Annotated in this window: 22 protein-coding genes; 12 read left to right on the forward strand and 10 right to left on the reverse strand. The window is 68.6% G+C overall.

Annotated features, from left to right (window positions below; all coding sequences use genetic code 11):
• The first annotated feature begins 408 nt into the window (after window positions 1-408).
• Window positions 409-741: a hypothetical protein gene (locus HWX62_RS24685; RefSeq protein WP_175928205.1), complete on the forward strand. Its 333-nt coding sequence runs from the start codon at window positions 409-411 to the stop codon at window positions 739-741.
• 115 nt (window positions 742-856) lie between these two features.
• Here the strand turns inward: HWX62_RS24685 and mmsB are convergent, their stop codons facing one another.
• From mmsB to HWX62_RS24700, 3 genes are all read right to left on the reverse strand, one after another.
• A complete protein-coding gene (gene mmsB / locus HWX62_RS24690; protein ID WP_175928206.1) occupies window positions 857-1,747 on the reverse strand; it encodes a 3-hydroxyisobutyrate dehydrogenase in 891 nt (296 codons plus the stop codon).
• A 23-nt stretch (window positions 1,748-1,770) separates the two neighbouring features.
• A complete protein-coding gene (locus HWX62_RS24695) occupies window positions 1,771-3,297 on the reverse strand; it encodes a CoA-acylating methylmalonate-semialdehyde dehydrogenase (RefSeq protein WP_175928207.1) in 1,527 nt (508 codons plus the stop codon).
• Between the two features lie 118 nt (window positions 3,298-3,415).
• Window positions 3,416-4,735 carry an MFS transporter gene (locus HWX62_RS24700; protein ID WP_175928208.1) on the reverse strand — a complete coding sequence of 440 codons (1,320 nt, stop codon included), beginning with the start codon at window positions 4,733-4,735 and terminating at the stop codon, window positions 3,416-3,418.
• Between the two features lie 157 nt (window positions 4,736-4,892).
• Here HWX62_RS24700 and HWX62_RS24705 point away from each other — a divergent pair, with 157 nt between their 5' ends.
• Window positions 4,893-5,852 (forward strand): LysR family transcriptional regulator, encoded by a 960-nt coding sequence (locus HWX62_RS24705; RefSeq protein WP_175928209.1) that lies wholly within the window; start codon window positions 4,893-4,895, stop codon window positions 5,850-5,852.
• A 31-nt stretch (window positions 5,853-5,883) separates the two neighbouring features.
• Here HWX62_RS24705 and HWX62_RS24710 read toward each other — a convergent pair whose 3' ends face one another.
• Both HWX62_RS24710 and HWX62_RS24715 read right to left on the reverse strand, forming a co-directional pair.
• The gene (locus HWX62_RS24710) at window positions 5,884-6,606 is read right to left on the reverse strand and encodes a haloacid dehalogenase type II (RefSeq protein WP_175928210.1); all 723 of its coding nucleotides are present in this window, start codon (window positions 6,604-6,606) and stop codon (window positions 5,884-5,886) included.
• 212 nt (window positions 6,607-6,818) lie between these two features.
• Window positions 6,819-7,457, reverse strand: a complete 639-nt coding sequence (locus tag HWX62_RS24715) for a hydrolase (RefSeq protein WP_109342213.1) — start codon at window positions 7,455-7,457, stop codon at window positions 6,819-6,821.
• Window positions 7,458-7,576: 119 nt separating this feature from the next.
• Between HWX62_RS24715 and HWX62_RS24720 the strand changes: the two genes are divergently transcribed.
• Both HWX62_RS24720 and HWX62_RS24725 read left to right on the forward strand, forming a co-directional pair.
• Window positions 7,577-8,470: a LysR substrate-binding domain-containing protein gene (locus tag HWX62_RS24720; protein ID WP_175928211.1), complete on the forward strand. Its 894-nt coding sequence runs from the start codon at window positions 7,577-7,579 to the stop codon at window positions 8,468-8,470.
• Between the two features lie 257 nt (window positions 8,471-8,727).
• Entirely contained in the window at window positions 8,728-10,977 is a 2,250-nt protein-coding gene (locus tag HWX62_RS24725) for an EAL domain-containing protein (RefSeq protein WP_175928212.1), read from the forward strand.
• A 21-nt stretch (window positions 10,978-10,998) separates the two neighbouring features.
• Here the strand turns inward: HWX62_RS24725 and HWX62_RS24730 are convergent, their stop codons facing one another.
• From HWX62_RS24730 to HWX62_RS24740, 3 genes are all read right to left on the reverse strand, one after another.
• Window positions 10,999-12,066 (reverse strand): diguanylate cyclase, encoded by a 1,068-nt coding sequence (locus HWX62_RS24730; RefSeq protein ID WP_175928213.1) that lies wholly within the window; start codon window positions 12,064-12,066, stop codon window positions 10,999-11,001.
• A gap of 66 nt (window positions 12,067-12,132) precedes the next feature.
• Window positions 12,133-13,137 carry a chemotaxis response regulator protein-glutamate methylesterase gene (locus HWX62_RS24735; protein ID WP_175928214.1) on the reverse strand — a complete coding sequence of 335 codons (1,005 nt, stop codon included), beginning with the start codon at window positions 13,135-13,137 and terminating at the stop codon, window positions 12,133-12,135.
• A gap of 459 nt (window positions 13,138-13,596) precedes the next feature.
• Window positions 13,597-13,821 (reverse strand): hypothetical protein, encoded by a 225-nt coding sequence (locus HWX62_RS24740; RefSeq protein WP_034185901.1) that lies wholly within the window; start codon window positions 13,819-13,821, stop codon window positions 13,597-13,599.
• Between the two features lie 271 nt (window positions 13,822-14,092).
• On the opposite strand from HWX62_RS24740, the gene HWX62_RS24745 reads away from it, so the two are divergent.
• From HWX62_RS24745 to HWX62_RS24760, 4 genes are all read left to right on the forward strand, one after another.
• Complete coding sequence (locus tag HWX62_RS24745; protein ID WP_175928215.1) at window positions 14,093-14,782, forward strand: DUF969 domain-containing protein; 690 nt, start codon at window positions 14,093-14,095, stop codon at window positions 14,780-14,782.
• The gene (locus HWX62_RS24750) at window positions 14,779-15,729 is read left to right on the forward strand and encodes a DUF979 domain-containing protein (protein ID WP_175928216.1); all 951 of its coding nucleotides are present in this window, start codon (window positions 14,779-14,781) and stop codon (window positions 15,727-15,729) included. The genes HWX62_RS24745 and HWX62_RS24750 overlap by 4 nt, the downstream gene beginning before the upstream one ends.
• Before the next feature lie 19 nt (window positions 15,730-15,748).
• Window positions 15,749-16,771, forward strand: a complete 1,023-nt coding sequence (locus HWX62_RS24755) for a DUF2891 domain-containing protein (protein ID WP_175928217.1) — start codon at window positions 15,749-15,751, stop codon at window positions 16,769-16,771.
• A 156-nt stretch (window positions 16,772-16,927) separates the two neighbouring features.
• Window positions 16,928-17,989 carry an asparaginase gene (locus HWX62_RS24760; RefSeq protein ID WP_175928218.1) on the forward strand — a complete coding sequence of 354 codons (1,062 nt, stop codon included), beginning with the start codon at window positions 16,928-16,930 and terminating at the stop codon, window positions 17,987-17,989.
• A 69-nt stretch (window positions 17,990-18,058) separates the two neighbouring features.
• On the opposite strand, the gene HWX62_RS24765 is transcribed toward HWX62_RS24760, so the two are convergent.
• The gene (locus HWX62_RS24765; protein WP_175928219.1) at window positions 18,059-19,033 is read right to left on the reverse strand and encodes a LysR family transcriptional regulator; all 975 of its coding nucleotides are present in this window, start codon (window positions 19,031-19,033) and stop codon (window positions 18,059-18,061) included.
• Window positions 19,034-19,174: 141 nt separating this feature from the next.
• Between HWX62_RS24765 and HWX62_RS24770 the strand changes: the two genes are divergently transcribed.
• Window positions 19,175-20,581, forward strand: coding sequence for an aspartate ammonia-lyase (locus HWX62_RS24770; protein ID WP_175928220.1), 1,407 nt, complete (start codon window positions 19,175-19,177; stop codon window positions 20,579-20,581).
• 77 nt (window positions 20,582-20,658) lie between these two features.
• Window positions 20,659-22,164 carry an amino acid permease gene (locus HWX62_RS24775; protein ID WP_175928221.1) on the forward strand — a complete coding sequence of 502 codons (1,506 nt, stop codon included), beginning with the start codon at window positions 20,659-20,661 and terminating at the stop codon, window positions 22,162-22,164.
• Between the two features lie 79 nt (window positions 22,165-22,243).
• Here the strand turns inward: HWX62_RS24775 and HWX62_RS24780 are convergent, their stop codons facing one another.
• Window positions 22,244-22,933, reverse strand: coding sequence for a phospholipase (locus tag HWX62_RS24780; RefSeq protein WP_175928222.1), 690 nt, complete (start codon window positions 22,931-22,933; stop codon window positions 22,244-22,246).
• Window positions 22,934-23,189: 256 nt separating this feature from the next.
• Here HWX62_RS24780 and vapB point away from each other — a divergent pair, with 256 nt between their 5' ends.
• Together vapB and HWX62_RS24790 are read left to right on the forward strand one after the other, a co-directional pair.
• Window positions 23,190-23,432 carry a type II toxin-antitoxin system VapB family antitoxin gene (gene vapB / locus HWX62_RS24785; protein WP_175928223.1) on the forward strand — a complete coding sequence of 81 codons (243 nt, stop codon included), beginning with the start codon at window positions 23,190-23,192 and terminating at the stop codon, window positions 23,430-23,432.
• The gene (locus tag HWX62_RS24790; RefSeq protein WP_175928224.1) at window positions 23,429-23,836 is read left to right on the forward strand and encodes a type II toxin-antitoxin system VapC family toxin; all 408 of its coding nucleotides are present in this window, start codon (window positions 23,429-23,431) and stop codon (window positions 23,834-23,836) included. Before vapB ends, HWX62_RS24790 begins: the two co-directional genes overlap by 4 nt.
• Window positions 23,837-23,849 lie beyond the last annotated feature (13 nt).

Raw genomic sequence — 23,849 nt, forward strand, 5'->3', positions numbered from 1 at the left:
CGGGACCGCCGCGCGAAGGATCGCGCGGAGCGCAGCGCCGGTTGGAAGGAAGATGGCTGTCCGCCGGATGGCGGGCGCAGGAATGGTGCAAGCGATGTGCCTGTACGGAGACAGAGGCCGGCGAACGGCGGTGCTGGGCGCGGGATGGCGCGCGGTGCGGCGGGGGCGGACTGTACGATCGACGCGGTTGTAAAAACGCGCATCCGTGCGCTATGCGCCGGCCAGGGCGAAATGACCTGCCCGCCGAAAAAGATCGCCGACGATGGCTGTAAATCTTGCCTGATTCGGCCATCGTTTAACCATTCGAAACAATGTGTTCACCGAAAGGGGCATGATCTCCGGCGATCGAGCAGGCATACTGACGCCTATGTTGCTCAATGCACGTCGACCGGCGTGCGCTTGCCCTCCATGTCCATTCCAGTCTCTTTTCGAACCCTGCGATGGTTGACCATTGCGGCTGCTGCATGCTTGCTCGCCGCATGTTCGACTGCTTCCGACGTGACCGCGACGTCGAACCCGAACGTGTTCACCGTGACGACGCGCACGGTCGGCGTGTCGACGACGTGGGCCGATGCCCACGAGAAGGCCGTCAGCGAAGCCACCCACTACTGCACGCAGCGCGGGATGCGCGCGAGCGTGAAGCAGGAGTCGGTGACCGGCGGCCGCCGCATCGACGCCCGCTCCGAGCTCGCGTTCGAGTGCCATCCGACCTTCGAGACGGCGTCGAACCCGCGCGGTTGACCGACCGGCGGCATGGCGATGCCGCCTGCGTTTTCCTTCCCCCGCATGCAAACCGACCCGCGATGCCGTACCGGCGCATCGCGGGTCGGCGCACGTCCGCCGTCGGCGGGGCGCGTCAGGCCGGCCGCGCCTCGTACAGCTTCACGCACGCGGAGAAGTCGAGCGTGCCGAGCCCCTGCTGGCTCATCGACTGATAGAGCTGCTGCGCGAGCGCGCCCATCCACACAGGCTGATGCGCGCTGCGTGCGGCTTCGGTCGCGAGCCCCAGATCCTTCAGCATCAGGTTCGCCGCGAAGCCGCCCGTATAGCCGCGTGCGGCCGGTGCGGTGTCGCTCACGCCCGGATACGGGTTGTACGTCTCCGAACTCCAGCAGCGGCCGGTCGACGTGTTGATGATGCCGGCCAGCACGGCCGGCTCGATGCCGAGCGCGGCACCGAGCGCCATCGCTTCCGATACGCCCATCATCGAGATGCCGAGCAGCAGGTTGTTGCAGATCTTCGCGATCTGCCCGGTGCCGGTGCCGCCGCAGTGCACGACGTTCTTGCCCATGTCGAGCAGCACCGGGCGGATGCGCTCGAACAGCGCGCCGTGCGCGCCGACCATGAAGGTCAGCGTGCCGGCCTGCGCGCCGCCCGTGCCGCCCGACACCGGCGCGTCGACGAGCGGGAAGTCGCGCTGCGCGGCGGCTTCGGCCACCGCGCGCACGGTGCCGGGGTCGATCGTGCTGCAGTCGATCAGCGTCGCGCCGGCGCGCGCGCCGGCCAGCACGCCGTCGTCGCCGAGGTAGACGGCGCGCACGTGCTGCGCGGCCGGCAGCATCGTGATCACGATCGCGCCGCGCGCGGCCGCATCGCGCGGCGAGCCGGCCGCCGTCGCGCCGGCGCGCACCGCGGCGTCGACCGCGTGCGCATCGAGGTCGTATACCGTCAGCGCGTGGCCGGCCTTGAGCAGGTTGGCGGCCATCGGGCCGCCCATGTTGCCGAGTCCGATGAATGCGATTTCCATGTGCGGGCTCCTCGTGCCTGGCATCAGCGCAGCGCGATCGTCGTGTTCACGCCGCCGGCCGTCGCGTCGTCGTCGAACCAGCGCGCGGTGACCGTCTTCGTCTGCGTGTAGAACTGCACGACCTGCTTGCCGTACGGGCCCAGATCGCCGAGCTTCGAGCCGCGCGAACCGGTGAAGCTGAAGTAGGGCACCGGCACCGGAATCGGGATGTTGATGCCGACCTGGCCGACGTCGATCTCGCTCTGGAACTTGCGCGCCGCCGCGCCGCTCTGCGTGAACAGGCCGACGCCGTTGCCCATCGGGTTGCGGTTGACGAGCGCGATCGCGTCGTCGAGCGTCGCGGCTTCCATCACGACCACCACCGGCCCGAAGATTTCTTCCGTGTAGATCGACATGTCGGTCGTCACGCCCGAGAAGATCGTCGGGCCGACGAAGTTGCCGTGCTCGTAGCCGGGCACCTTCACGTCGCGGCCGTCTAGTTCGAGCTTGGCGCCTTCCTTCACGCCGGCGTCGATCAGCGACAGGATGCGTGCCTTCGCCGCCTTCGACACGACCGGGCCGACGTCGGTGCCGGCTTCGGCGCCTGCATTCACCTTCAGCGCCTTCGCCTTTTCGACGAGATCGGGCAGCCAGTCGCGCGCGCTGCCGACCAGCACGACGACGGACGTCGCCATGCAGCGCTGGCCGGCCGCGCCGAAGCCCGCGCCGACGAGTGCGTTGATCGCCTGCTCGCGATGCGCGTCGGGCAGCACGACCGCGTGGTTCTTCGCACCCATCATCGACTGTACGCGCTTGCCGTGCTGGCTGCCGAGGTTGTACACGTGCGTGCCGACGCGCGTCGAGCCGACGAACGAGATCGCCTTGATGTCCGGGTGCGTGCACAGGCGGTCGACCACCGTCTTGCCGCCGTGCACGACGTTCAGCACGCCTTGCGGCACACCGGCCTCGATCGCGAGTTCGACGAGCTGCATCGTCGACAGCGGGTCCTGCTCTGACGGCTTCAGCACGAACGTGTTGCCGCATACGATCGCCATCGGGAACATCCACAGCGGAATCATCCCGGGGAAATTGAACGGCGTGATGCCCGCGCACACGCCGATCGGCTGGCGCAGCGTGTAGGTGTCGACGCCGCCCGCGACGTTCTCCGCGAATTCGCCTTGCTGCAGCGTGCCGATCGAGCACGCATGCTCGACCACTTCGAGGCCGCGGAAGATATCACCCTGCGCATCGGGCAGCGTCTTGCCTTGCTCGGCCGTCAGCGTGTGCGCGATCCGTTCGAGATTGCGACGCACGAGATCCTGGAACTTCAGCATGATGCGCATGCGCGCACCGATCGGCGTCGTCTTCCAGGTCTGGAACGCGCGCTGCGCGGACGCGATCGCGGCATCGACCTCGTCGAGCGTCGCGTACGGCACGCGGCCGATCACTGCCTGCGTCGCGGGGTTGACGATGTCGCCCCATTCGGCGCTTTGCGACTCGACGAACGCGCCGTCGATCAGCAGCTTGGCGGTGGGCAGGGCGAGGGTGGTCTGGGGAACTGCGGCGTTCATGGAACTCTCCGGGGGAAACGGTGGTGATGCGAAGCAAAAGGGCGGCCTGCGTCCGCCGCGCGTGCGGGCACGGTGGACGGCAGGTCGAACTGAAATCGGGTGAGGCAGGCCCGCGTGCTCAGGCGCGCGCCGGACGCATCAGCGCGGTACAGGCAAGCGCGAACACGCCGAAGCCGACGAGGTACGCGATCACGTAGTGCGGCTGGCCGCCGCCGGCCTTGAGCAGCGACGTCGCGATCATCGGCGCGAAGCCGCCGCCGATCACGCCGGCCAGTTGCACCGACAGCGAGATGCCGCTGTAGCGGATTTCCGCGGGGAACTGCTGCGCGAACAGCAGCGATTCCGGCGCATAGAGGACCGGGAACACGACGCCGAGGCCGAGCACGATCGCCCACCATGCATACGACGTCTGCTGCGTGCCGAGCATCATGAAGAACGGCGCGGCGAACGCGCACATCAGCACGAGGCCGATCGCGAACATCCGGCGCTGGCCGATGCGGTCGCTCAGATGCCCGCACAGCGGCATCGTGACGAGCGACAGCACCGCACCGGCCGTGATCGCGTGCAGCATCTCGGCTTTCGGCAGATGCAACTGCTGCGTCGCGTAAGCGAGCGCGAACGTGACGACCATGTAGAACCACGTGTTCTCGGCCGCGCGGGCGCCGACGATCGTCAGCACCTCGCGCGGATGGCGGCGCAGCGCGGCCGTCACCGGCGATTTCTCGGCCTTGCCCTGCTTGCGGATCTTCTCGAAGTCGGGCGATTCCGGCACCTTCGCGCGGATGAACCAGCCGAGGCCGACGAGCGCGATGCTCGCGAGGAACGGCACGCGCCAGCCCCACGACAGCATGTCGGCTTCCGGCAGCGCGGCCACCGCGGCCATCGCCAGCGACGACAGGATCAGGCCGAGCCCGACGCCCGTCTGCGGCAGGCTGCCGAACAGCCCCTTGCGGCCCTTCGGCGCGTGCTCGACGGCCATCAGCACCGCGCCGCCCCATTCGCCGCCCACCGCCATCCCCTGCAGGAAGCGCATCGCGATCAACAGCGCGGCAGCCCAGTAGCCGATGCTGTCGTACGACGGGATCAGCCCGATGATCATGCTCGGCACGCCCATCAGCAGCAGCGTGATCATCAGCATCGACTTGCGGCCGATGCGGTCGCCGAAGTGGCCGAACACGATACCGCCCATCGGCCGGCCGATGAAGCCGACCGCGAACGTGCCGAACGCGGCGAGCGTGCCGACGACCGGGTCCAGCGACGGGAAGAAGATGCGGTTGAACACGAGCGCGGCGGCCGTGCCGTAGAGGAAGAAGTCGTACCACTCGATCGTGGTGCCGGCCATGCTGGCCCAGCCGGCCAGCAGGTAGTGCTTCGCGGTGCGCTCGGGCGCCGGCGTCGCGATGGTCGCATGCTCATCGAGGGTGGATCGGGTCTGCATGGTGTCTCCGGTTTTATTGCCCGCGGCTCATGGTCCGCAGGTCACGGTCGAGTATAGTTATGCGCAGATTCATCATGTACCGATAAAGAAACCGTTTGGATGTGCATTTATGCATATCGACGGCCGGCCCGGAGACGCCCGCCTTTTTCCTTCGCCGATGCGACATGCCACCGAGCCGGTTTCCGGCAACCTGAACTGGGACGACCTGCGCTTTTTCCTCGAGGTCGCGCGCACGCAGCGCGCAAGCGGCGCCGCCAAGCGGCTCGGCGTCGACTATACGACCGTCGCGCGGCGCATCCGCGCGCTCGAGGCTGCGATGGGCACGCTGTTGTTCGACAAGTCGCGCTCCGGCGGTTTCACGCTGACGGCCGAAGGGCAGCGGCTCGTCGCGTATGCGGATGCGATGGAAACGACCGTGCAATCCGCGTGCGACCAGGTCGCGAACACGGGCGAGGCGCTGTCGGGGCACGTGCGGATCGGGTCCACCGAAGGGTTCGGCTGCTTTTTCCTCGCGCCGCAGCTCGCGCGGTTTCGCGCCGAGCATCCGCACGTGACGGTCGACCTGCTGCCGGTGCCGCATTTCGTCAACCTGCCCAAGCGCGAGGCCGATCTCGCGATCACGCTCGAGCGCCCCGAGCGCGGGCCTTACGTGGTCACGAAGCTGTGCGACTACCAGTTGCGGCTCTATGCGACGCGCGACTATCTGGCGAACCACGCGCCGATCGCGTGCACGGACGATCTCGCGCGGCACGCGTTCATCAGCTACGTCGACGATCTCGCGTTCAGCAACGAACTGCTGTACCTGGACCGCGCGGTACCCGGCGCGACGGCGGGCCTGCGCACGACGAGCGTGATCGCGCAGTACTTCGCGGCGCTGCAGGGCGGCGGCCTCGCGATCCTGCCGTGCTTCATCGCGGCCACGCAGCCGGCGCTGGTGCCCGTGCTGCCGAACGACGTGGTCGTCACGCGGTGTTTCTGGCTGACGTGCCGCGAGGATCTGCGCAAGCTGCGGCGCGTGACCGCGCTGTGGGATTACCTGCGCGCGGCGGCGGACGCGAACCGCGCGTTGCTGTCGGGGGAGTCGGGGGCGCTGCGGTTCGTCGGCGAGCCGGCATAGTGGTCGACGGGCGGGGCGCGACGGGCGGCACTCAACCCGAGCACTCGAGCCGATCCGCGAGCTCGTTCAGGTCCCTGACGTCGAAATCCCACGCGTCGTCCGCTTTCAGGTCGGTCGTCTGGCCGGGCCCGTGCTCGGTCGGCCGCAGCACGAACGCGGTCGACAGCCCGAGCCGGCGCGCGGCGGCCAGGTCGCCGTTGTGCGCGGCCACCAGGCACAGCTCGGCCGGCGCGAGGCCGAGAATCTCGACCGCTTCGGTATAGACGGCCGGCGACGGCTTGTACGCGCGGGCCACCTCGGCGCCGAGAATCGCGTCCCACGGCAGCCCGCCGTGTTTCGCGACGTCGACCATCAGCCGGATATTGCCGTTCGACAGCGGCGCGATGATGTAGCGCTGCTTCAGCCGGTGCAGCCCGGCGACGGCATCGGGCCACGGATCGAGCCGGTGCCACGCGAGATTGAGCGCGTCGATGTCGGCGTCGGGTACGTTGTCGATCCCGAAACGGTCGAGCGTGCGGACCAGGTTCTCGCGATGCAGCACGTCGAGCCGCACGTAGCGGCGGCGCCCGCTGCGGATTTCTTCCATCGACGGCGAATATTCGGCGCGCCACGCATCGGCGAACGCGAACGGGTCGAGCGTCGGCGCGTGGCGGTCCAGGAATGCGGCCGCGCCGCGCGCGACACCGCTTCTCCAGTCGACGATCGTTCCGAAGACATCGAAAACGAGCGCCTTGATTTCGGCAGGGTTCGTCAAGGTGATCCAGTGAAGGTCGTTCGATGAGGGTTCACATCGCCGTGCCGCCGGATGGCGCGCCGGTTCAATCGACATTGAATCACGGATACGAAAACGCGGCCCGGGAGGCCGCGATGCGGGGCTCGCGCGCCGGTCGCGCCGGCGCCACGGAGCAGGGCAAGGGCACGCGGCGTCGGCCCGACAGCGCCGGCCGCCGCGCGCGCTCGGGCCGGTCAGCTCTTGTCGTACGAGAACTGGATGCCGGCCGTGCCGCCGGTTTCGATGAACAGGTTCATGAACGCCGGCACGGTGGCGCTGCGCGCCCAGTCGCGCTGCAATTCGCAGAACAGCTGCGCGACGCTGATCATCCGGCCGCCGGCCTGCTCGATGCGGCGGAGCGCGGCTTCGTGCGCGGCGACCGACGTGCCGCCGACCGCATCGACGACTACATACACCTCGTAGCCGGCCTTCAGCGCGTCGAGCGCCGGGAACGTCAGGCACGCTTCGGTCCACAGCGCGGTCATGATCAGTTTCTTGCGGCCGGTCGCCTCGACGGCCTGGCGGAACTCGACGTCTTCCCACGAATTGATGCTCGTGCGGTCGTAGGTCGGATAGCCTTCGAGCGCCGCGCGCAGTTGCGGGATCGGCGGCTTGTTCAGCCCGGTCTTCACGTTGACGGTCGAGTGAACGATCGGGAGGTCGTACGCCACCGCCGCCTTCGATGCGCCGACGATGTTGTTGATCAGCAGTTGGCGATCCATCGACGCGATGGAGTTCACCTGGACCGGCTGGTAATCGATGACGATGAATGCGGCGTTCTGCGGGGTGAGCAGGTGGTCGTTCGCGGGGTCGCGGATCGGTTCGCTTGCCATGGTTGCCTCCAGAGACAGGGCAGGATGTAAAAGGACACGTCGAACCAGAATGCTATGCGTGCGACAACGGCTGTTCCAGTCCCTTAAAATGCCGTCAGTGTTCGACCAGTGGAACAATCATGGATGACCTGAACGACCTCTACTACTTCGTGAAGGTGGTCGAGCACGGCGGGTTCACGCAGGCCGGGCGCGCGCTCGACATGCCGAAATCGACGTTGAGCCGGCGCATCGCGGCGCTGGAAGCGCAGTACGACGTGCGGTTGCTGCAGCGCACGACGCGTCATTTCACGGTGACGGAAACCGGACGCGAATTCTACGAACGCTGCCTCGCCGTGCTGGTCGAGGCCGATGCCGCGCGCGAGGTGGTCGAGCGCCGGCACGCGCAGCCGCGCGGCGTCGTGCGCGTCAGTTGCCCGACCGCGTTGCTCGAATACCGCGTGAGCGAGCTGATCGCGCGCTTCATGGCGATCCATCCGCAGGTCCAGGTGCATCTCGAGGCAACGAATCGCCGCGTCGACCTGTTGAGCGAAGGATTCGATCTTGCGCTGCGCGTGCGCTTCCCGCCGCTGGAGGACAGCGATCTCGTGATGCGCGTGCTCGCCGACAGCCCGCAGCGGCTGGTGGCCGCGCCGCAGTGGCTGGACGGGCGACCCGCGCCGTCGGGCCCGGCCGAGCTGGCCGGCGCGCCGAGCCTCGACTGGGGGCCGGCGCGGCATCACGTGTGGCAACTGGTCGGGCCGAACGGCGAGCAGGTGCAGTTGCGCCATCACCCGCGCTTCGTGACCGACGACATGCACGCGCTGCGCGATGCGGCGATTCATGGCGTCGGTATCGTGCAACTGCCGTGCATGGTCGTGGAGGACGACCTGCGCAACGGCACGCTGATCGACGTGCTGCCCGGCTGGGCGCCGAAGGGCGGCGTGGTGCACGCGGTGTTTCCGTCGCGGCGCGGCTTGCTGCCGCGCGTGCGGCTGTTGATCGACTTCCTGGCCGAGCACATCCGCAAGGATTGACGGGCGGCGCGCGGCCTTGGTGCGTCGCAGCAATCTGTCGGCGCACCGGCCGTGGCCCGGCGACCGAGCGTATCCCCTGATGCAAGCAGGCACGCCGGGCGTCGCGGATTGGTGTTAAATACATTTCGGCACACCGTGGCCCGGCGCGCAAACGGGGCGTACCGGGTATCGGCGTCCACCCGGGGTGAAACAGGGCACGACATATCGATAACGAATCGGGCGCATCGGACCCGGTCGGACAGACGGCAGGATTCAGCTTGAATACCGAACCGCAACGTTCTCGCTACAGCGGCGGGCTTGCCGCGGAAGTGCTCGCCTCCGAGCAGAGCGTGCTGAGGCTGATCACGCGCAATACGCCGCTGCCGGACCTGCTGGTCGAAGTTTGCCGGCGTGCCGAGAGTTTGCTTGGCGACGGCGCGTCCTGCACGATCCTGCTGCTCGACCCGGACGGCGTGCACGTGCGCGTCGGCGCGGCGCCGTCGTTGCCCGCGCGGTACAGCGCGGCGATCGACGGCGCGGCGATCGGGCCCGCGGCCGGCTCGTGCGGCACCGCGATGTACGAGCGCCGGATGGTCGCGGTCGAGGACATCGAAACCGATCCGCTGTGGGCCGACTATCGCGCCATCGCGTTGCCGCTGGGCTTGCGCGCGTGCTGGTCGGTGCCGTTCCTCGACGATACGGGCGCCGTGCTCGGCGCGTTCGCCGTCTATCATCACCGGCCGTGCCGGCCGAGCGACGAGGAAACCGCGCTGTTGCGCGATATCGGCAACAGCGTCGGCCTCGCGGTGCACCAGGACCGGATCGCGCGGCAGCTCGCGCGCAGCGAGGAACATCACCGGCTCGTCGTCAACAGCCTGAGCGAGGGCATCCTCGTCATATCGCGCGAGGGCGTCGTGATCGCGAGCAACCCGAGCGCGAACCGGATGATGCGCGTGAAGGGCGAACTCGTCGGCCGCCGGCTGTCGACGGTGATCCTGCGCAAGCTGCGCGAGGACGGCACGCCGATCGAGCCGCGCGACTGGCCGAGCCGGCGCGCGCTCGAGACGGCCACGCCGATGCTCGACTATACGGTCGGCTTCGGTCTCGCGGACGGCGACATCATCTGGGTGCGCGGCAACGCGGTGCCGATCGTGAGGCCGGGCGAGACGCAGGCCGACTCGGTGCTCGTGTCGTTCAACGACATCGGCCCCGTGCGCGAAGCGCAGCAGCAGTTGCGGTATCTTGCGACCCGCGACGCGCTGACGGGCCTCTACAACCGCCGCTGGCTCGGCGATCGCATGCGCGAGCTGTTCGGCGTGCGCGATGCGGTGGCCGGGCCCGCGCGCGTCGCGATCCTGTTCATCGATCTGGTCGGCTTCAAGAAGGTCAACGACACGGCCGGCCACGATGCGGGCGACACGCTGCTGCGCAGCGTCGCGGCGCGGCTCGCGGCCTGTGCGGATGGCCGCTACGCGCTGACGCGCGTCGGCGGCGACGAGTTCGTGATCCTCGTCGACGACTGCGACGATCCCGATCGTCTCGCGGTGCTTGCTCGCGAGGTCATCGACGCGATCGCGAAGCCGTTCGCGATCGCGAACAACGAATACTGGCTCGGCGTATCGATCGGCATCAGCGTCGCGCCGCGCGACGGCGACGATGCCGTGACGCTGATGCGCAACGCCGATTCGGCGATGTACGACGCGAAGCAGCGCGGCCGCAACCACTTCACGTTCTTCACCGCGCAGCTGAACCTGCGGCTGCAGCGCCGCTTCGCGATCGAGCAGTCGCTGCGGCGCGCGCTCGCGTCGGACACGCTGCAGCTCGCGTATCAGCCCGTCGTCGATGCGCGCAGCGGCCGCACGGTCGGCGCCGAGGCGCTGCTGCGCTGGACGAGCCCCGAACTCGGGCCGATGTCGCCGGCGGAATTCATTCCGGTCGCGGAGGACACGGGGCTGATCGTCGCGATCGGCCAGTGGGTGCTCGAAACCGCATGCCGGCAGGCGGCCGAGTGGCGCCGCACGATCGCACCGGACCTGATGCTGGCCGTGAACCTGTCGCCGCGGCAGTTTCACGACGGGCTCGTCGAATCGGTCGGCCGCTGTCTCGCGCAAACGCGGCTCGACCCGTCCGCGCTCGAACTGGAGATCACCGAAGGCGTGCTGATGCACGACACGGACACCGTGCTGCCGATGCTCGAGGCGCTCACGGACATGAACGTGCGGATCTCGGTCGACGATTTCGGCACCGGCTATTCGTCGCTCGCGTACCTGAAGCGCTTTCCGCTGCACAACCTGAAGGTCGACCGCTCGTTCGTGTCGGGCGTGCCCGATCATCACGACTCGGTCGCGATCACGCAGGCGGTCGTCGCGATGGCGCATTCGCTCGGGATGAAGGTCACCGCCGAAGGCGTCGAGACGCAGGCGCAGTCGTGGTTCCTGCAGCAGATCGGCTGCGACATGCAGCAGGGCTACCTGTTCGGCCGCCCGCTGGAGGCGAACGACTACGCGCGCCGGCTCGGCGCCGCATGAAGGCGCGCGGCCGGTGTCCCGCTAGCGCGCGTCGAATCCGCCGGTGCCCACCGGTGTTGGCGGCGTCGGCGGCGCATCGATCTCGACCCGGTTCTTGCCTTCGTGTTTCGCGCGATAGAGCGCGCGGTCGGCGGCCTCGATGAGGAGGGTCGTCGGCAGGCCGGCCGCGGGCACGATGCTCGCGCCGCCGATGCTGATCGTCACGGTGTTGCCGGTCGACGAATGCGCGTGCCGCAGCCGCAGCGCCTCGACCGCGAGCCGGATCTTCTCGCCGAGCAGCCGCGCGGCGCCGGGCGACGTGGCCGGCATCACGACCGCGAATTCCTCGCCGCCGAAGCGCGCGGCGAGATCGCCGGACTGCCCGAGGCAGCGCTCGATCGTCGACGCGATCTGCTTGAGCACGCTGTCGCCGGATACGTGCCCGTACGTGTCGTTGTACAGCTTGAAGTTGTCGACGTCGATCATCAGCAGCGACAGTTCGCTGCGCTCGCGCGCGCCGCGCCGCCACTCGGCGGCCAGGTATTCGTCGAGATAGCGGCGGTTCGACAGCCCGGTCAGGCCGTCGGAGTGCGTGAGGCGCCGGAGCTCGAGATTGGCCTCGAGCAGTTGCTGCTGCGACTGCCGCAGCGCGCGATAGGCTTCGTCGCGCTGCAGCAGGTTCAGGTACGAGCGCGAGTGGTAGCGGATCCGCGCGACGAGCTCGATGCGATCGGGCAGCTTGACGAGGTAGTCGTTCGCGCCCGATGCGAACGCCGCGCTCTTGACCACCGGTTCTTCCTGGGTCGACAGCACGATGATCGGCACGTCGCGCGTCGCCGGATTCGCGCGGTACGCCCGCACGAGGGTCAGCCCGTCGGTGCCCGGCATCACGAGATCCTGCAGGATCACGGTCGGGCGCGTCTCGATCGCGGTGGCCATCGCGTCGTCCGAGCGCGGGCAGTAGTGGAAGTCGATGCCTTCCTCGTCGACGAGCGCGCGCCGGATGGCTTCCGCGACGATCGTCTGGTCGTCGACCAGCAGCACCATCGCCGGCGCGTCGGCGGGCGACGCGGTCGGGCCGCCCGGCGGGCGAGTCAGGTCAATCGTCATGGTCGAGGCGGGTCGTTGCGGTCGTGGCAGGGGCAGGCATGGGTGTCGCGCGGGGCATCGTCGGGCTCAGATCCGGGCAAGCGCCGCCAGCTCGCCCGCGATGCGCCCGAGCGGCAGGATCGCCCGCGCCGCGCCGAGCGTCGCGGCTGCCTTCGGCATGCCGTACACCGCGCTGGTCGCCTCGTCCTGCGCGATCGTATGGTAGCCCTTCATCCGCAGCGCCTTCAGGCCGATCGCGCCGTCGCGGCCCATCCCCGTGAGCAGCACGCCGATCACGCGGCCCGGCCAGTGCTCGGTCAGGCTGTTGAAGAACACGTCGACCGACGGACGATACGGCGTGGCGGCCGGTTCCCGCGTGTATTCGAGCGTGCCGGCGCGCGTGATGCGCAGGTGATCGTCGGTCGCGGCGAGCAGCGCGACGCCCGGCTGCGGGCGGTCGCCTTCGCGCGCGACGCGCACCGTGAGCCGGGTCTGGCCGTCGAGCCATTGCGCCATGCCTTCGGCAAACGCGCGATCGACGTGCTGGACGATCACGATCGGCGCATTGAAATCGGCCGGCAGGCTGCCGAGGATCGACGCGAGCGCGCCCGGGCCGCCTGCCGATGCACCGATCGCGATCAGCGGGCCGCCGCCGTTGCGGGTGCCCGCGCCGGCGACCCGCGTGCCGCCCGGCGCGTCGAGCAGGCGGCCGATCTGGTCGATCTTCGCGAGCAGCAGCCTGGTCGTGTCGCCGGCCGCGCCGTCGCCGAGCCGCGGCGTGTCGACCGCGTCGAGCGCGCCGGCGCCCATCGCCTCGAACACGCGCCACGCGTTCGCGCCGATGCAGCTCGTCACGATCAGGATCGCGCACGGTCGTTCGGAGCGCATGATCCGCCGGGTGGCTTCGATCCCGTCGAATTTCGGCATGATCAGATCCATCAGCACGATGTCGGGCGGTTGCGCGGCGCATAGTTCGACGGCCTGCGCGCCGTCGGTCGCGACCCACAGCACGCGGTGCTCGGGCCGTCGCGCGATCGCGCGGCGCATCGCCTCGACGGCAAGCGGGAGGTCGTTGACGATGCCGATGTTCACGAGCGGGATTCTCCGGTCGGTTCGTAGTGTTGGAGGTTGGCCGGGTTCATGGAGGGCGCAGCCGGTTCGGCGCTGCCGGGCGGCATCGGCGGCCGGACGGCGCGGCATTCTTTTCGGTTGGCGACGCCCGAATGCTGTCATGCGGCGCGGGCGGCGGCAATCGAAAAATGTGCGCATGATGCCGTTTCAGTGTGTTTCCTCTATGGCGATGCGGCGTTTCCGGCTGGCCACGTGCACAGGCCGCCGAAGCACGCATGTTACCGTGCCGGTCTCGACGAAAAGAAAAGCGGAAAACCGGCTGACCGTGCGCGATCCGTCATGCGTCGGCCGCGGGCCGGCCGCCCCGATCGCGACCGGGCGCGACGGGCCGGCTGCCGGGCACGGCACGGCGCCGGCATGCCGGCCGCGGCGCGGCGCCCGGCCGCGCGCCGGCGGCACGCGGGACGTGCGGCCCCGTCGTCAATGGCTGCGCGCGTAGCCCTGGATCAGCGCGCGCATCATCCCTTCGACCGTCGCGTCGCGCAGGTCGCTTTCCTGCTCGGCTTCCTCGACGAGCGCGGCATAGGCGGTCGCGAGCGTCACGCGGTCGACTTCGTGGCGTTGCTCCATCAGCGTCACCATCCCGTCCTTCGCCAGATGAGCGGAGAACGCGCGGCTGCCGATGGTCTGGAATACGTCAATCATGGCGGCTCTCCCGTACGTTGCCGATGCCTTTCAGTTTAGTCGGCGTGCCGGGGCGGCGCCATGCGCGCCGGCCGGCCCGATTCGTCCGATGAAACGTGACCGGCACACGGTGCGTGCACGGTGCTCGTCGGGTTCAACGTTTACCCGAACCGGCAAATTATCGACTTTTTATCGATAAAGTCTCGTGTTAGATTTCGCCGTCCGAGCCCGATGCAAACCGGGCCGGCCGCGCGCGGCCGACGTGCCGCGCGTCCAGACACGAGGAGGGGAAATGCTGGTGCTGATTGGGGTGCCGATCGTCGTGATCGGCTTCGCGCTGCGCTTCAATGCGCTGCTGGTGGTCACGATCGCGGGGCTCGCGACGGGGCTGGCGGGCGGGCTGAATCTCGTCGACATCGTCAGCGCGTTCGGCAAGGCGTTCGCCGAGAACCGCTACATGGGGCTGATCTGGCTCACGCTGCCGGTGATCGCGCTGCTCGAGCGCAACGGGCTCAAGGAGCAGGCGAAGCGGATGATCTCGCGCGTGCGGGCGGCCACCACGGGCCGCGTGCTGATGCTGTACTTCGTGCTGCGCCAGGCGACGGCCGCGCTCGGCCTCACGTCGCTCGGCGGCCACGCGCAGATGGTGCGGCCGCTGATCGCGCCGATGGCCGAGGCCGCCGCGGTCGGCCGGCACGGCGAGTTGCCCGAGTCGGTGCGCCAGCAGATCCGCGCGCATGCGTCGGGCGCCGACAACGTCGCCGTGTTCTTCGGCGAGGACATCTTCATCGCGATCCAGTCGATCCTGCTGATCAAGGGCTTTCTCGAACAGAACGGCATCGCCATCGAGCCGCTGCACCTGTCGGTGTGGGCGATCCCGACCGCCGTCGCCGCGCTGCTGATCCACTGCACGCGCCTCGCGCTGCTCGATCGCCGGCTCGCACGCGGCTTCGGCCTGGTGAAGCAGGAGGGCGCGCGATGATCGGCCTCGAATCGCTGTATACGCTCGCGGGGCTGATGTTCGCCGCGTTCGCGTACTTCAACCTGACGGACCGCACGAACCCGCGGCGCGTCGTCAATTTCGCGTTCTGGGCCGTCTACGCGGTCACGTTCCTGTTCGGCGCGCGGCTGCCGCACTTCGTGACGGGCTGCCTCGCGATCGCGCTCGCGGTGATCGCCGGCTCGGGCAAGCTCGGGCGCGGCCGGTCCGACGAGGCCGGCGAAGCGGCGGCCGTGCGGCGCGAGACGCTCGCGCAGCGCTTCGGCAACCGGCTGTTCCTGCCCGCGCTGCTGATTCCGCTCGTCACGCTGATCGGCACGTTCGCGCTGAAGCACGTGCCGTTCGTCGAGCCGAAGAACGTGACGCTGATCTCGCTCGTGCTCGGCACGCTCGTCGCGTTCGTCGTCGCGCTCGCGATGCTGCGCGATTCGCCCGTGCATGCGCTGAAGGAGGCGCGTCACACGATGGACGCGGTCGGCTGGGCCGCGATCCTGCCGCAGATGCTCGCCGCGCTCGGCGCGCTGTTCGCGGTGGCGGGCGTCGGCGGCGTGGTGTCGGGGCTCGTGAAGGCGTGGGTGCCGATCGATTCGCCGTTCGCGGTGGTCGCGGCCTATACGGTCGGCATGGCGCTGTTCACGATGATCATGGGCAACGGCTTCGCCGCGTTTCCGGTGATGACGGCCGGCATCGGCCTGCCGCTGATCGTCCACCAGTTCCACGGCAACCCGGCGATCATGGGCGCGATCGGGATGCTGAGCGGCTTCTGCGGTACGCTGATGACGCCGATGGCCGCGAACTTCAACATCGTGCCCGCGGCGCTGCTCGAACTGAAGGACAAGAACGGCGTGATCAAGACGCAATGGCCGACGGCCGTGCTGCTGCTGGCCGTGAACACGCTGCTGATGTACGCGTTCGTATTCCGCTTCTGATTCGATGGACGAGATCCCCATGACCGACCGACTCACCCCCGAACTCGCGTCGAAATTCGCGTCGCTCGCGCTCGCGCACCTGACCCGCGAATATCCGAACAAGCTCACGCATGCGCTCGCAGGCCCGCACGACGTGCAGGGGCCGCGTGCCTTGCACCCGATCTTCTACGGCAGCTACGACTGGCACTCGTGCGTGCACGGCTACTGGCTCGTGCTGCGCGTGCTCGAACGCTACCCGGCATTGCCGGAGGCCGAACGCATCGTCGCGGTCGTCGACGCGCATTTCACCGACGCGAACGTCGCCGGCGAGCGCGCGTATCTCGCGCTGCCGCACAACAGCGGCTTCGAGCGGCCGTACGGCTGGGCGTGGTTGCTCGCGCTCGCCGCGCAGCTCGAGCGCCTCGCGCTGAAGGGTGTGCTGCCGCAGGCCGCGCGCTGGGCGAAGACGATGGCGCCGCTGGCCGACCTGTTCGTGTCGCGCTTCGAGACGTTCCTGCCGAAGGCGACCTATCCGCTGCGCGTCGGCACGCACTTCAACACCGCGTTCGCGCTGGCGCTCGCGCTCGATTTCGCGCGCGATACGCAGCGCGACGGGCTCGCGGCGCTGATCGTCGATACCGCGAAGCGCTGGCACCTGAACGATGTCGCGTGCCAGGCGTGGGAGCCGTCGGGCGACGAATTCCTGTCGCCGGCGCTGATGGAGGCCGAGCTGATGCGGCGCGTGCTGCCGGCCGCCGAATTCGACGGCTGGTTCGCGCGCTTCCTGCCCGATCTCGCGCGCGGCGAGCCGGCGACGCTGTTCGAGCCGGCGACGGTCAGCGACCGCAGCGACGGCAAGATCGCGCACCTCGACGGGCTGAACCTGAGCCGTGCATGGTGCCAGCGCTCGCTGGCCGGCGCGCTGCCGCAAGGCGATGCGCGGCGCGCGAAGCTGCTCGACGCGGCCGACCGGCATCTCGCGAGCGCGCTTGCGCACGTGGCGGGCGACTACATGGGCGAGCACTGGCTCGCGACGTTCGCGTTGCTCGCGCTGGACGCGTAGCGCGCCATCGGGCTCTCGCCGGCGCGATTGCCTTTGCGTCGTGCGCAACACCGCTTTCCACGACGGCGCCGACGCGCGACGGCGGCGACTCGCTACACTGCCGTACCGGTTGGACGGGCCCCGGCATCAGGCCCGCGAGCAAGGAGACGGAAGAGGATGGACACCCCACGCGCAGCGGTCGTCACGTACCGCGGTCATGCGATCGAGAACACGCACGTCGCCCATGTGGCGGTCGTCGATGCACGCGGCCGGTTGCTGGCCCGGTTCGGCGATCCGTTCCGGATGACGCTCGCGCGATCGGCGGCGAAGCCGGCCCAGGCGCTGTCGGTGATCGAGACGGGCGCGCCGGAACGCTTCGGCTTCGACGACGCGGACATCGCGCTCATGTGCGCGTCGCACAGCAGCGAGGATCGCCACATCGAACGCACGCGCACGATGCTCGCGAAGGTTGCCGCGCACGAATCCGATCTGCGCTGCGGCGGCCACCCGCCGTTGTCCGATGCGGTGTACCGGTCGTGGATCAAGCGCGACTACACGCCGACCGGCGTGTGCAGCAACTGTTCGGGCAAGCATGTCGGGATGCTGGCCGGCGCGCAGGCGATCGGCACCGCGATCGCCGATTACCATCTGCCCGACCATCCGATGCAGGTGCGCGTGAAGCAGGTGGTGGCCGATGCGTGCGGCCTGCGCGACGACGAAGTCGAGTGGGGCATCGACGGCTGCAACCTGCCGACGCCGGCGTTCTCGCTGGACCGGCTGGCGCGCCTGTACGCGTCGCTGGCCGACGGCGCGGACGCGGTGGAAGCCGGCGGTGCGCTCACCGATCGCGTGCGCGCACTGGCGCGCATCCATCGTGCGATGACCGCCCATCCGGAACTGGTGGCGGGCGAAGGGCGCTATTGCACGGTGCTGATGAACGCGTTCGGCGGGCAGGTGGTCGGCAAGCTCGGCGCCGATGCGTGCTACGGAATCGGCGTGCGCGCGTCGGAACGCACGCGGCAGCTCGGCGCGGACGGGGCGCTCGGCATCTCGGTGAAGATCGAGGACGGCAATCTCGACGTGCTGTATATGGTCGTCAGCGAAATCCTCGAGCGGCTGCAGATCGGCACGGCCGGGCAGCGCGCGCAACTGGCCGGCTTCCACCGGCCGCGGATGCTCAACACGCAGGGCGTCGAGTTCGGGCACGCGACCTTTCCGTTCGAATTGCAGGCGGCCTGAACGCCGTCGCCGCGCCGCGGCCGCCGGCCCGCGATCCGGCCCGCGATCCGGGCCGCGCGTCGGCGCGGGCTACGCGCGTGCGTCGCGAATCTTCGCGAGTTCGCGCTCCGACAGCTCGCCGATCTGCGCGAGGTGTTCCGCGAGAAAATCCTTCAGCACCCGCAGCTTCGCCGAGCTGCGCCGGTTCGCCAGGTACGCGATGTAGATGTATTCGCCGGTCAGCCGGTTGTGCAGCCGGTAGCGCGGCAGCACGGCCTCGAGCTGGCCGCTCGCGAGCAGGTCGCGCACCAGCCAGATCTCGAATTCCGCGATGCCGAGCCCCGCGCAGGTCGCCTCCAGCAGCAGCTCCGAATGGTCGGTGACGAGATTGCCGGCCGGCAGCACGCTGTGCCGCGTGTCGCCCCTCACGAGATCCCAGCGCGGATCGCCTTCCGGGTGCACGTAGCGCAGGCAGTTGTGGTGCTTCAGGTCGTCCGGCGTTGCCGGGCGACCGCAGCGCTCGAGGTAGCCGGGCGTCGCGCACAGGATGCTGTCGTTGCGCGACAGCCGGTGGACGACCAGGTTGTCCAGGTAATTCTCGCCTTCGTGGATGTCGAGGTCGAAGCCGCCGGCCACGAGGTCGTTGTGGTTGTCGGTGAGCCGCACGTCGAGCTGGATCGTCGGATAGCGTGCCAGGAACGGCGCGATCAGCGGCGCGAGATGACGGCGGCCGAACGCGACCGGCGCGGTGAGCTTCAGCGGGCCGCTCGGCTGCGCATTCAGCTCGGCGACGACGCGCAGCGTGTCGTCGAGATCGGCGATCAGCGTGACCGCGCGTTCCAGGTAGATATGACCGGCTTCGGTGAGCGTCACGCTGTGCGTCGAGCGGTGCAGCAGCGCGACGCCGAGCGCCTCCTCGATCGCCGTCACCTTGCGCGCGACGGTCGACGTCGACACGTGCATCTCCTTCGCGACCGCCGAAAAACTCCCCGTTTCGACCACGCGCACGAACGCGCGCATCGCGCCCAGATGATCGATGCCGGTTTCTCTCGCGCCTTTTTTCATTCGATTCTCGCTGTTGCGTCCCACGCAAAACCGCTTTCGATAATACAGAAGGGAGCTTGTTTTTGCAAAGGCATAGAATGCGAACCCGTCGCGTCGGGAAGCGACGGACCACGAGCGGCACGAGACAATCAGGAGGGCACGATGGCAGAGAACGGCTTCCGCGTCGAAGCGGATCTTTTAGGCAAACGAAGCATTCCGGACACCGCCTATTACGGCGTCCACACGCTGCGCGCGAAAGAGAACTTCGACATTTCGGGCCGCACCATTGCGTCGCTGCCGTACCTCGTGATGGCGCTCGCGTCGGTGAAGGAAGCGGCGGCCGATGCCAATTGCGAACTCGGGCTGCTGCCGCGGCCGTACCGCGATGCGATCGCCGCCGCGTGCGTCGAGATCCGCGAAGGGCGGCTGCACGACCAGTTCGTCGTCGACGTCATCCAGGGCGGCGCCGGCACGTCGACCAACATGAACGCGAACGAGGTGATCTGCAACCGCGCGCTCGAAATCATGGGGCACGCGCGCGGGCAGTACGAATACCTGCATCCGAACGAGCACGTCAATCTCGCGCAGAGCACCAACGACGTGTATCCGACCGCGATCCGGATCGCGACGTGCTTCGCGGTCGAGCACCTGCTCGAAGCGATGGCGCGGCTGCGCGATGCGTTCGCCGAGCGCGCCGACGCGTTCGCCGGCTTGCTCAAGCTCGGCCGCACGCAGTTGCAGGACGCGGTGCCGATGACGCTCGGCCAGGAATTCTCGACCTACGCGGTGATGCTCACCGAAGACATCGCGCGGCTGCAGGAGGCCGGCTGGCTGATTCGCGAGATCAACCTCGGCGCGACCGCGATCGGCACGGGCATCACCGCGCATCCGCAGTACGCGGAGAAGGCGCTGGCCGCGCTGCGCCGCATCACCGGGCTCGACCTGAGCACCGCGCCGAACCTGATCGAGGCGACGCAGGATTGCGGCGCGTTCGTGCAGGTGTCGGGTGTGCTCAAGCGCATCGCCGTCAAGCTGTCGAAGATCTGCAACGACCTGCGGCTGCTGTCGAGCGGCCCGCGCGCGGGCTTCGGCGAGATCAACCTGCCGCCCGTGCAGGCCGGCTCGTCGATCATGCCCGGCAAGGTGAACCCGGTGATCCCGGAAGTCGTCAACCAGGTCGCGTTCGAGGTGTTCGGCAACGACGTGACCATCACCTTCGCGGCCGAGGCCGGCCAGCTTCAGCTCAATGCGTTCGAACCGGTGATCGCGAGCGCGCTGTTCCGCAGCTTCAGCCACCTGACGGCCGCCTGCACGACGCTCGCGCAGCGGTGCGTGAGCGGCATCACCGCGAATCCCGAGCGGCTGCGCGAAACGATGGAGCGCTCGGTTGCGCTCGCGACCGCGCTGAACCCGTACATCGGCTACAAGCGCGCGACCGCCGTGGCCGCCGAAGCGCATGCGACCGGCAAGTCGATCCGCGAGGTCGTGCTGGCGCGCGAACTGATGACCGCCGCACAACTCGACGAAGCGCTGCAACCCGAAGCGCTGATCCGCCCGCGCGCGTTCTGACACCGGCCGCGCTCGCGGCCGTACCGAAAGCGCCCCTGCGCGGGGCGCGACACATCAACAAACGACGGAGACTCACGATGAAACACCCCAGCGAGCGCCCGGCCGGCCAGGCCGGCGGCGCGGACGCCGTTCATGCCGACCCCGATGCGATGTTCGCGTCGCACGAAGCCGGCTATGCGAAGCAGTTGAAGCCGCGGCACGTGCAGATGATCGCGATGGGCGGGGCGATCGGCACCGGCCTCTTTCTCGGCGCGGGCGGCCGCCTGCAAAGCGCGGGGCCGGCGCTCGCGCTCGTGTATCTGGTGTGCGGCGTGTTCGCGTTCCTGATCATGCGCGCGCTCGGCGAACTCGTGATGCACCGGCCGACCAGCGGCAGCTTCGTGTCGTACGCGCGGGAGTTCATGGGCGAGCGCGCATCGTTCGTCGCGGGCTGGATGTACTACCTGAACTGGGCGACGACCGGCATCGTCGACATCACCGCGGTCGCGATCTACATGAAGTACTGGGCCGTGTTCACCGACGTGCCGCAATGGGTGTTCGCGCTCGGCGCGCTCGGAATCGTGTCGGTGATGAACATGATCGGCGTGAAGGTGTTCGGCGAGATGGAGTTCTGGTTCTCGCTCGTCAAGGTCGGCACGCTCGCGGTGTTTCTCGCGGTGGGCGCCGTGTTTCTCGCGAGCGGCCATCCGGTCGCGGGGCAGATGACGGGGCTGCATCTCGTCGCGGATCACGGCGGGATCTTCCCGCACGGGATCCTGCCGGCCGTGCTGATCGTGCAGGGCGTCGTGTTCGCGTATGCGAGCATCGAGCTCGTCGGCGTCGCGGCGGGCGAGACGGCCGACGCGCGCAAGGTGCTGCCGAAGGCGATCAACAGCGTGATGTGGCGCATCGCGCTGTTCTATGTCGGCTCGGTCGTGCTGCTGACGCTGCTGCTGCCGTGGACCGCGTACAGCGCGCACGAAAGCCCGTTCGTCACGTTCTTCAGCAAGCTCGGCGTGCCTTACGTCGGCACCGTGATGAACGTCGTGGTGCTGACGGCCGCGCTGTCGAGCCTGAACTCCGGCCTTTATTCGACGGGGCGCGTGCTGCGCTCGCTCGCGATGGGCGGCTCGGCGCCGCGCTTCGTGTCGCGGATGAACGCGCGCGGCGTGCCGTACGGCGGAATCCTGATCACGGTCGCGATCAACGCGATCGGCGTGCCGCTGAACTACATCGTGCCGGCGCAGGCGTTCGAGATCGTGCTGAACATGGCGTCGCTCGGGATCATCACGACGTGGGGCTTCATCGTGATGTGCCAGATCCTGTTCCGCCGCGCGGTCAATCGCGGCGAGATGAAGGCCGTGTCGTTCCGGATGCCCGGCGCGCCGTTCACGTCGTGGCTCACGCTCGCGTTCCTCGTCGGCGTGCTGGTGCTGATGGCGTTCGACTATCCGGGCGGCACCTGGACCATCGCGACGATTCCGGTCGTCGTGCTCGCGCTGGTGATCGGCTGGAAGCTCGCGAAACGCGGCGCCGAGCGCGAGCGGGCGGCGGCGATGCCCGCATCCGTGCACGCCGTGGCGGATCCTGCGCGGAACGCGTGACGAGCGCGTAACGTCATGCGCCGGGGGCGCCGGTCCGTTCGCGGGCTGGCGCCCCCGGTGCGTTCGGTTCGAATTCAGTTCAAATTCGGTTCAATCCGGCGCGCTCGCCGACCCATCGGCCGAAATCGCCGGCCATCTCCGCGGTCAGCTCGTGACCGGCCGCATACAGCCGCGTGTCATGTGCGACGCCGAGCGCCGTCAGCTTCGCGTCGGCCGTGTCGGCCCACGCGACGGGCAACTTGTCGTCGAAGCGGCCGTGCATCACGAGCGCGTGCAGCGTGCTCAATGCATCGCGCGGCGCGATCAGCGGATCGATTTCCGGCAGGATGCGGCCGCACAGCACCGCGAATGCGGAGATGTCGCCCGGCGACGTCAGGCCGACGCTCGCGCTCATGATGCCGCCCTGGCTGAAGCCGGCGATCACGGTCGGCAACGCGGAGGCCGCGCCATCCTGCTTGCGCAGCGCATGCAGCAGCGTGATCAGTTGCACGCGGCTCTTGTCCGCCCGCGCCGCATCGATTTCAGGGCCGTTCGGGCCGAAACGCACCGGAAACCACGCATGCTGATTCGGCCCGAACGTGAGCGGCCCGCGCAGGAACGCGATTTCGATACGTGGATCGATCGCGTCGGCCACGTTCAGCAGGTTGGTCTCGTTGCCGCCGACGCCATGCAGCAGCAACAGGCGGGCGGCGGGGCGGCCGGTGGCCGGGCGCAACCGGTACTGGAGGCCGGATCCGGAGTCGGTGGTCAGCGGCAGGACGTCGGTCATTGCAGGGGTCCGAAAGGGGAGCGATGCGACAGTCTAGAGCGGGCGGATCGGCAGGGGAATCGCCGGGGCGGGATTGATTGTTTCGTGACGGGAACGAATCGGGCACGGTCCGGTACGGGAACGCTCGCGATGTCGCGCGCCCATGCGTGGATGGACCGTCCGGATAGATGCCGACTACAGGCCGATCGGACGACTCGTCATTCTCATGTGCAGTTAATAAAATAGATACATTCTGTAGATACGTGAGGGCGGAAAGATGGATACTGCAAAGCTCTTCAAGCATGGCGGCTCGCAGGCTGTCCGGTTGCCGAAAGATTTCCGCTTCGATACGGCCGAGGTCCGCATCCGTCGCCACGGGGCGGCCGTCATTCTCGAGCCGATGCCGCAAGACTGGGCCTGGCTGGCACCGCTGATCGGCCCGGTCGACGCCGATTTCGAGGCTGCCGCGACCACGCAGCCGGCCGCTCAGGAGCGCTCGGGTCTGGACGTGTTCGAATGAAGTTCCTGCTGGATACCAACGCGGTGATCGCCATTCTCAAAGGCGAGCCGGCGATGCTGGCCCGGTTGCATGCCTGGCAGCCGGCCGATTTCGGGATCCCTGCGATCGTCGCGCATGAGCTTTGTTACGGCGCGTACAAGAGCCAGCGAGCGGCCGCGAACGTCGCGCGGGTCGAGGCGCTGCAATTCGAGGTCGTATCGTTCGACACCGAGGATGCCCGGCATGCGGGCGAAATCCGGGCGCACCTGATCGCGGCCGGCACGCCGATCGGCCCTTGCGACGCATTGATCGCAGGGCAGGCGCGTGCCCGGCAGCTGGTGCTCGTCACGCACGACGTCCGCGAATTCGAGCGTGTGCCGGGGTTGCAATTCGAAGACTGGCTTGCCGAACCGAGCGCGGGCTGAACGGCAGGTCGTG

The sequence above is a fragment of the Burkholderia sp. BCC0506 genome (assembly GCF_902833145.1).
Classification (GTDB): domain Bacteria; phylum Pseudomonadota; class Gammaproteobacteria; order Burkholderiales; family Burkholderiaceae; genus Burkholderia.

Coding starts and splice junctions, on each gene's coding strand:
- HWX62_RS24685 (WP_175928205.1), top strand. CDS start 409: ATGTCCATTCCAGTCTCTTTTCGAACCCTGCGATGGTTGACCATTGCG.
- mmsB (WP_175928206.1), bottom strand. CDS start 1,747: ATGGAAATCGCATTCATCGGACTCGGCAACATGGGCGGCCCGATGGCC.
- HWX62_RS24695 (WP_175928207.1), bottom strand. CDS start 3,297: ATGAACGCCGCAGTTCCCCAGACCACCCTCGCCCTGCCCACCGCCAAG.
- HWX62_RS24700 (WP_175928208.1), bottom strand. CDS start 4,735: ATGCAGACCCGATCCACCCTCGATGAGCATGCGACCATCGCGACGCCG.
- HWX62_RS24705 (WP_175928209.1), top strand. CDS start 4,893: ATGCGACATGCCACCGAGCCGGTTTCCGGCAACCTGAACTGGGACGAC.
- HWX62_RS24715 (WP_109342213.1), bottom strand. CDS start 7,457: ATGGCAAGCGAACCGATCCGCGACCCCGCGAACGACCACCTGCTCACC.
- HWX62_RS24720 (WP_175928211.1), top strand. CDS start 7,577: ATGGATGACCTGAACGACCTCTACTACTTCGTGAAGGTGGTCGAGCAC.
- HWX62_RS24730 (WP_175928213.1), bottom strand. CDS start 12,066: ATGACGATTGACCTGACTCGCCCGCCGGGCGGCCCGACCGCGTCGCCC.
- HWX62_RS24740 (WP_034185901.1), bottom strand. CDS start 13,821: ATGATTGACGTATTCCAGACCATCGGCAGCCGCGCGTTCTCCGCTCAT.
- HWX62_RS24745 (WP_175928215.1), top strand. CDS start 14,093: ATGCTGGTGCTGATTGGGGTGCCGATCGTCGTGATCGGCTTCGCGCTG.
- HWX62_RS24750 (WP_175928216.1), top strand. CDS start 14,779: ATGATCGGCCTCGAATCGCTGTATACGCTCGCGGGGCTGATGTTCGCC.
- HWX62_RS24755 (WP_175928217.1), top strand. CDS start 15,749: ATGACCGACCGACTCACCCCCGAACTCGCGTCGAAATTCGCGTCGCTC.
- HWX62_RS24760 (WP_175928218.1), top strand. CDS start 16,928: ATGGACACCCCACGCGCAGCGGTCGTCACGTACCGCGGTCATGCGATC.
- HWX62_RS24765 (WP_175928219.1), bottom strand. CDS start 19,033: ATGAAAAAAGGCGCGAGAGAAACCGGCATCGATCATCTGGGCGCGATG.
- HWX62_RS24770 (WP_175928220.1), top strand. CDS start 19,175: ATGGCAGAGAACGGCTTCCGCGTCGAAGCGGATCTTTTAGGCAAACGA.
- HWX62_RS24775 (WP_175928221.1), top strand. CDS start 20,659: ATGAAACACCCCAGCGAGCGCCCGGCCGGCCAGGCCGGCGGCGCGGAC.
- HWX62_RS24780 (WP_175928222.1), bottom strand. CDS start 22,933: ATGACCGACGTCCTGCCGCTGACCACCGACTCCGGATCCGGCCTCCAG.
- vapB (WP_175928223.1), top strand. CDS start 23,190: ATGGATACTGCAAAGCTCTTCAAGCATGGCGGCTCGCAGGCTGTCCGG.
- HWX62_RS24790 (WP_175928224.1), top strand. CDS start 23,429: ATGAAGTTCCTGCTGGATACCAACGCGGTGATCGCCATTCTCAAAGGC.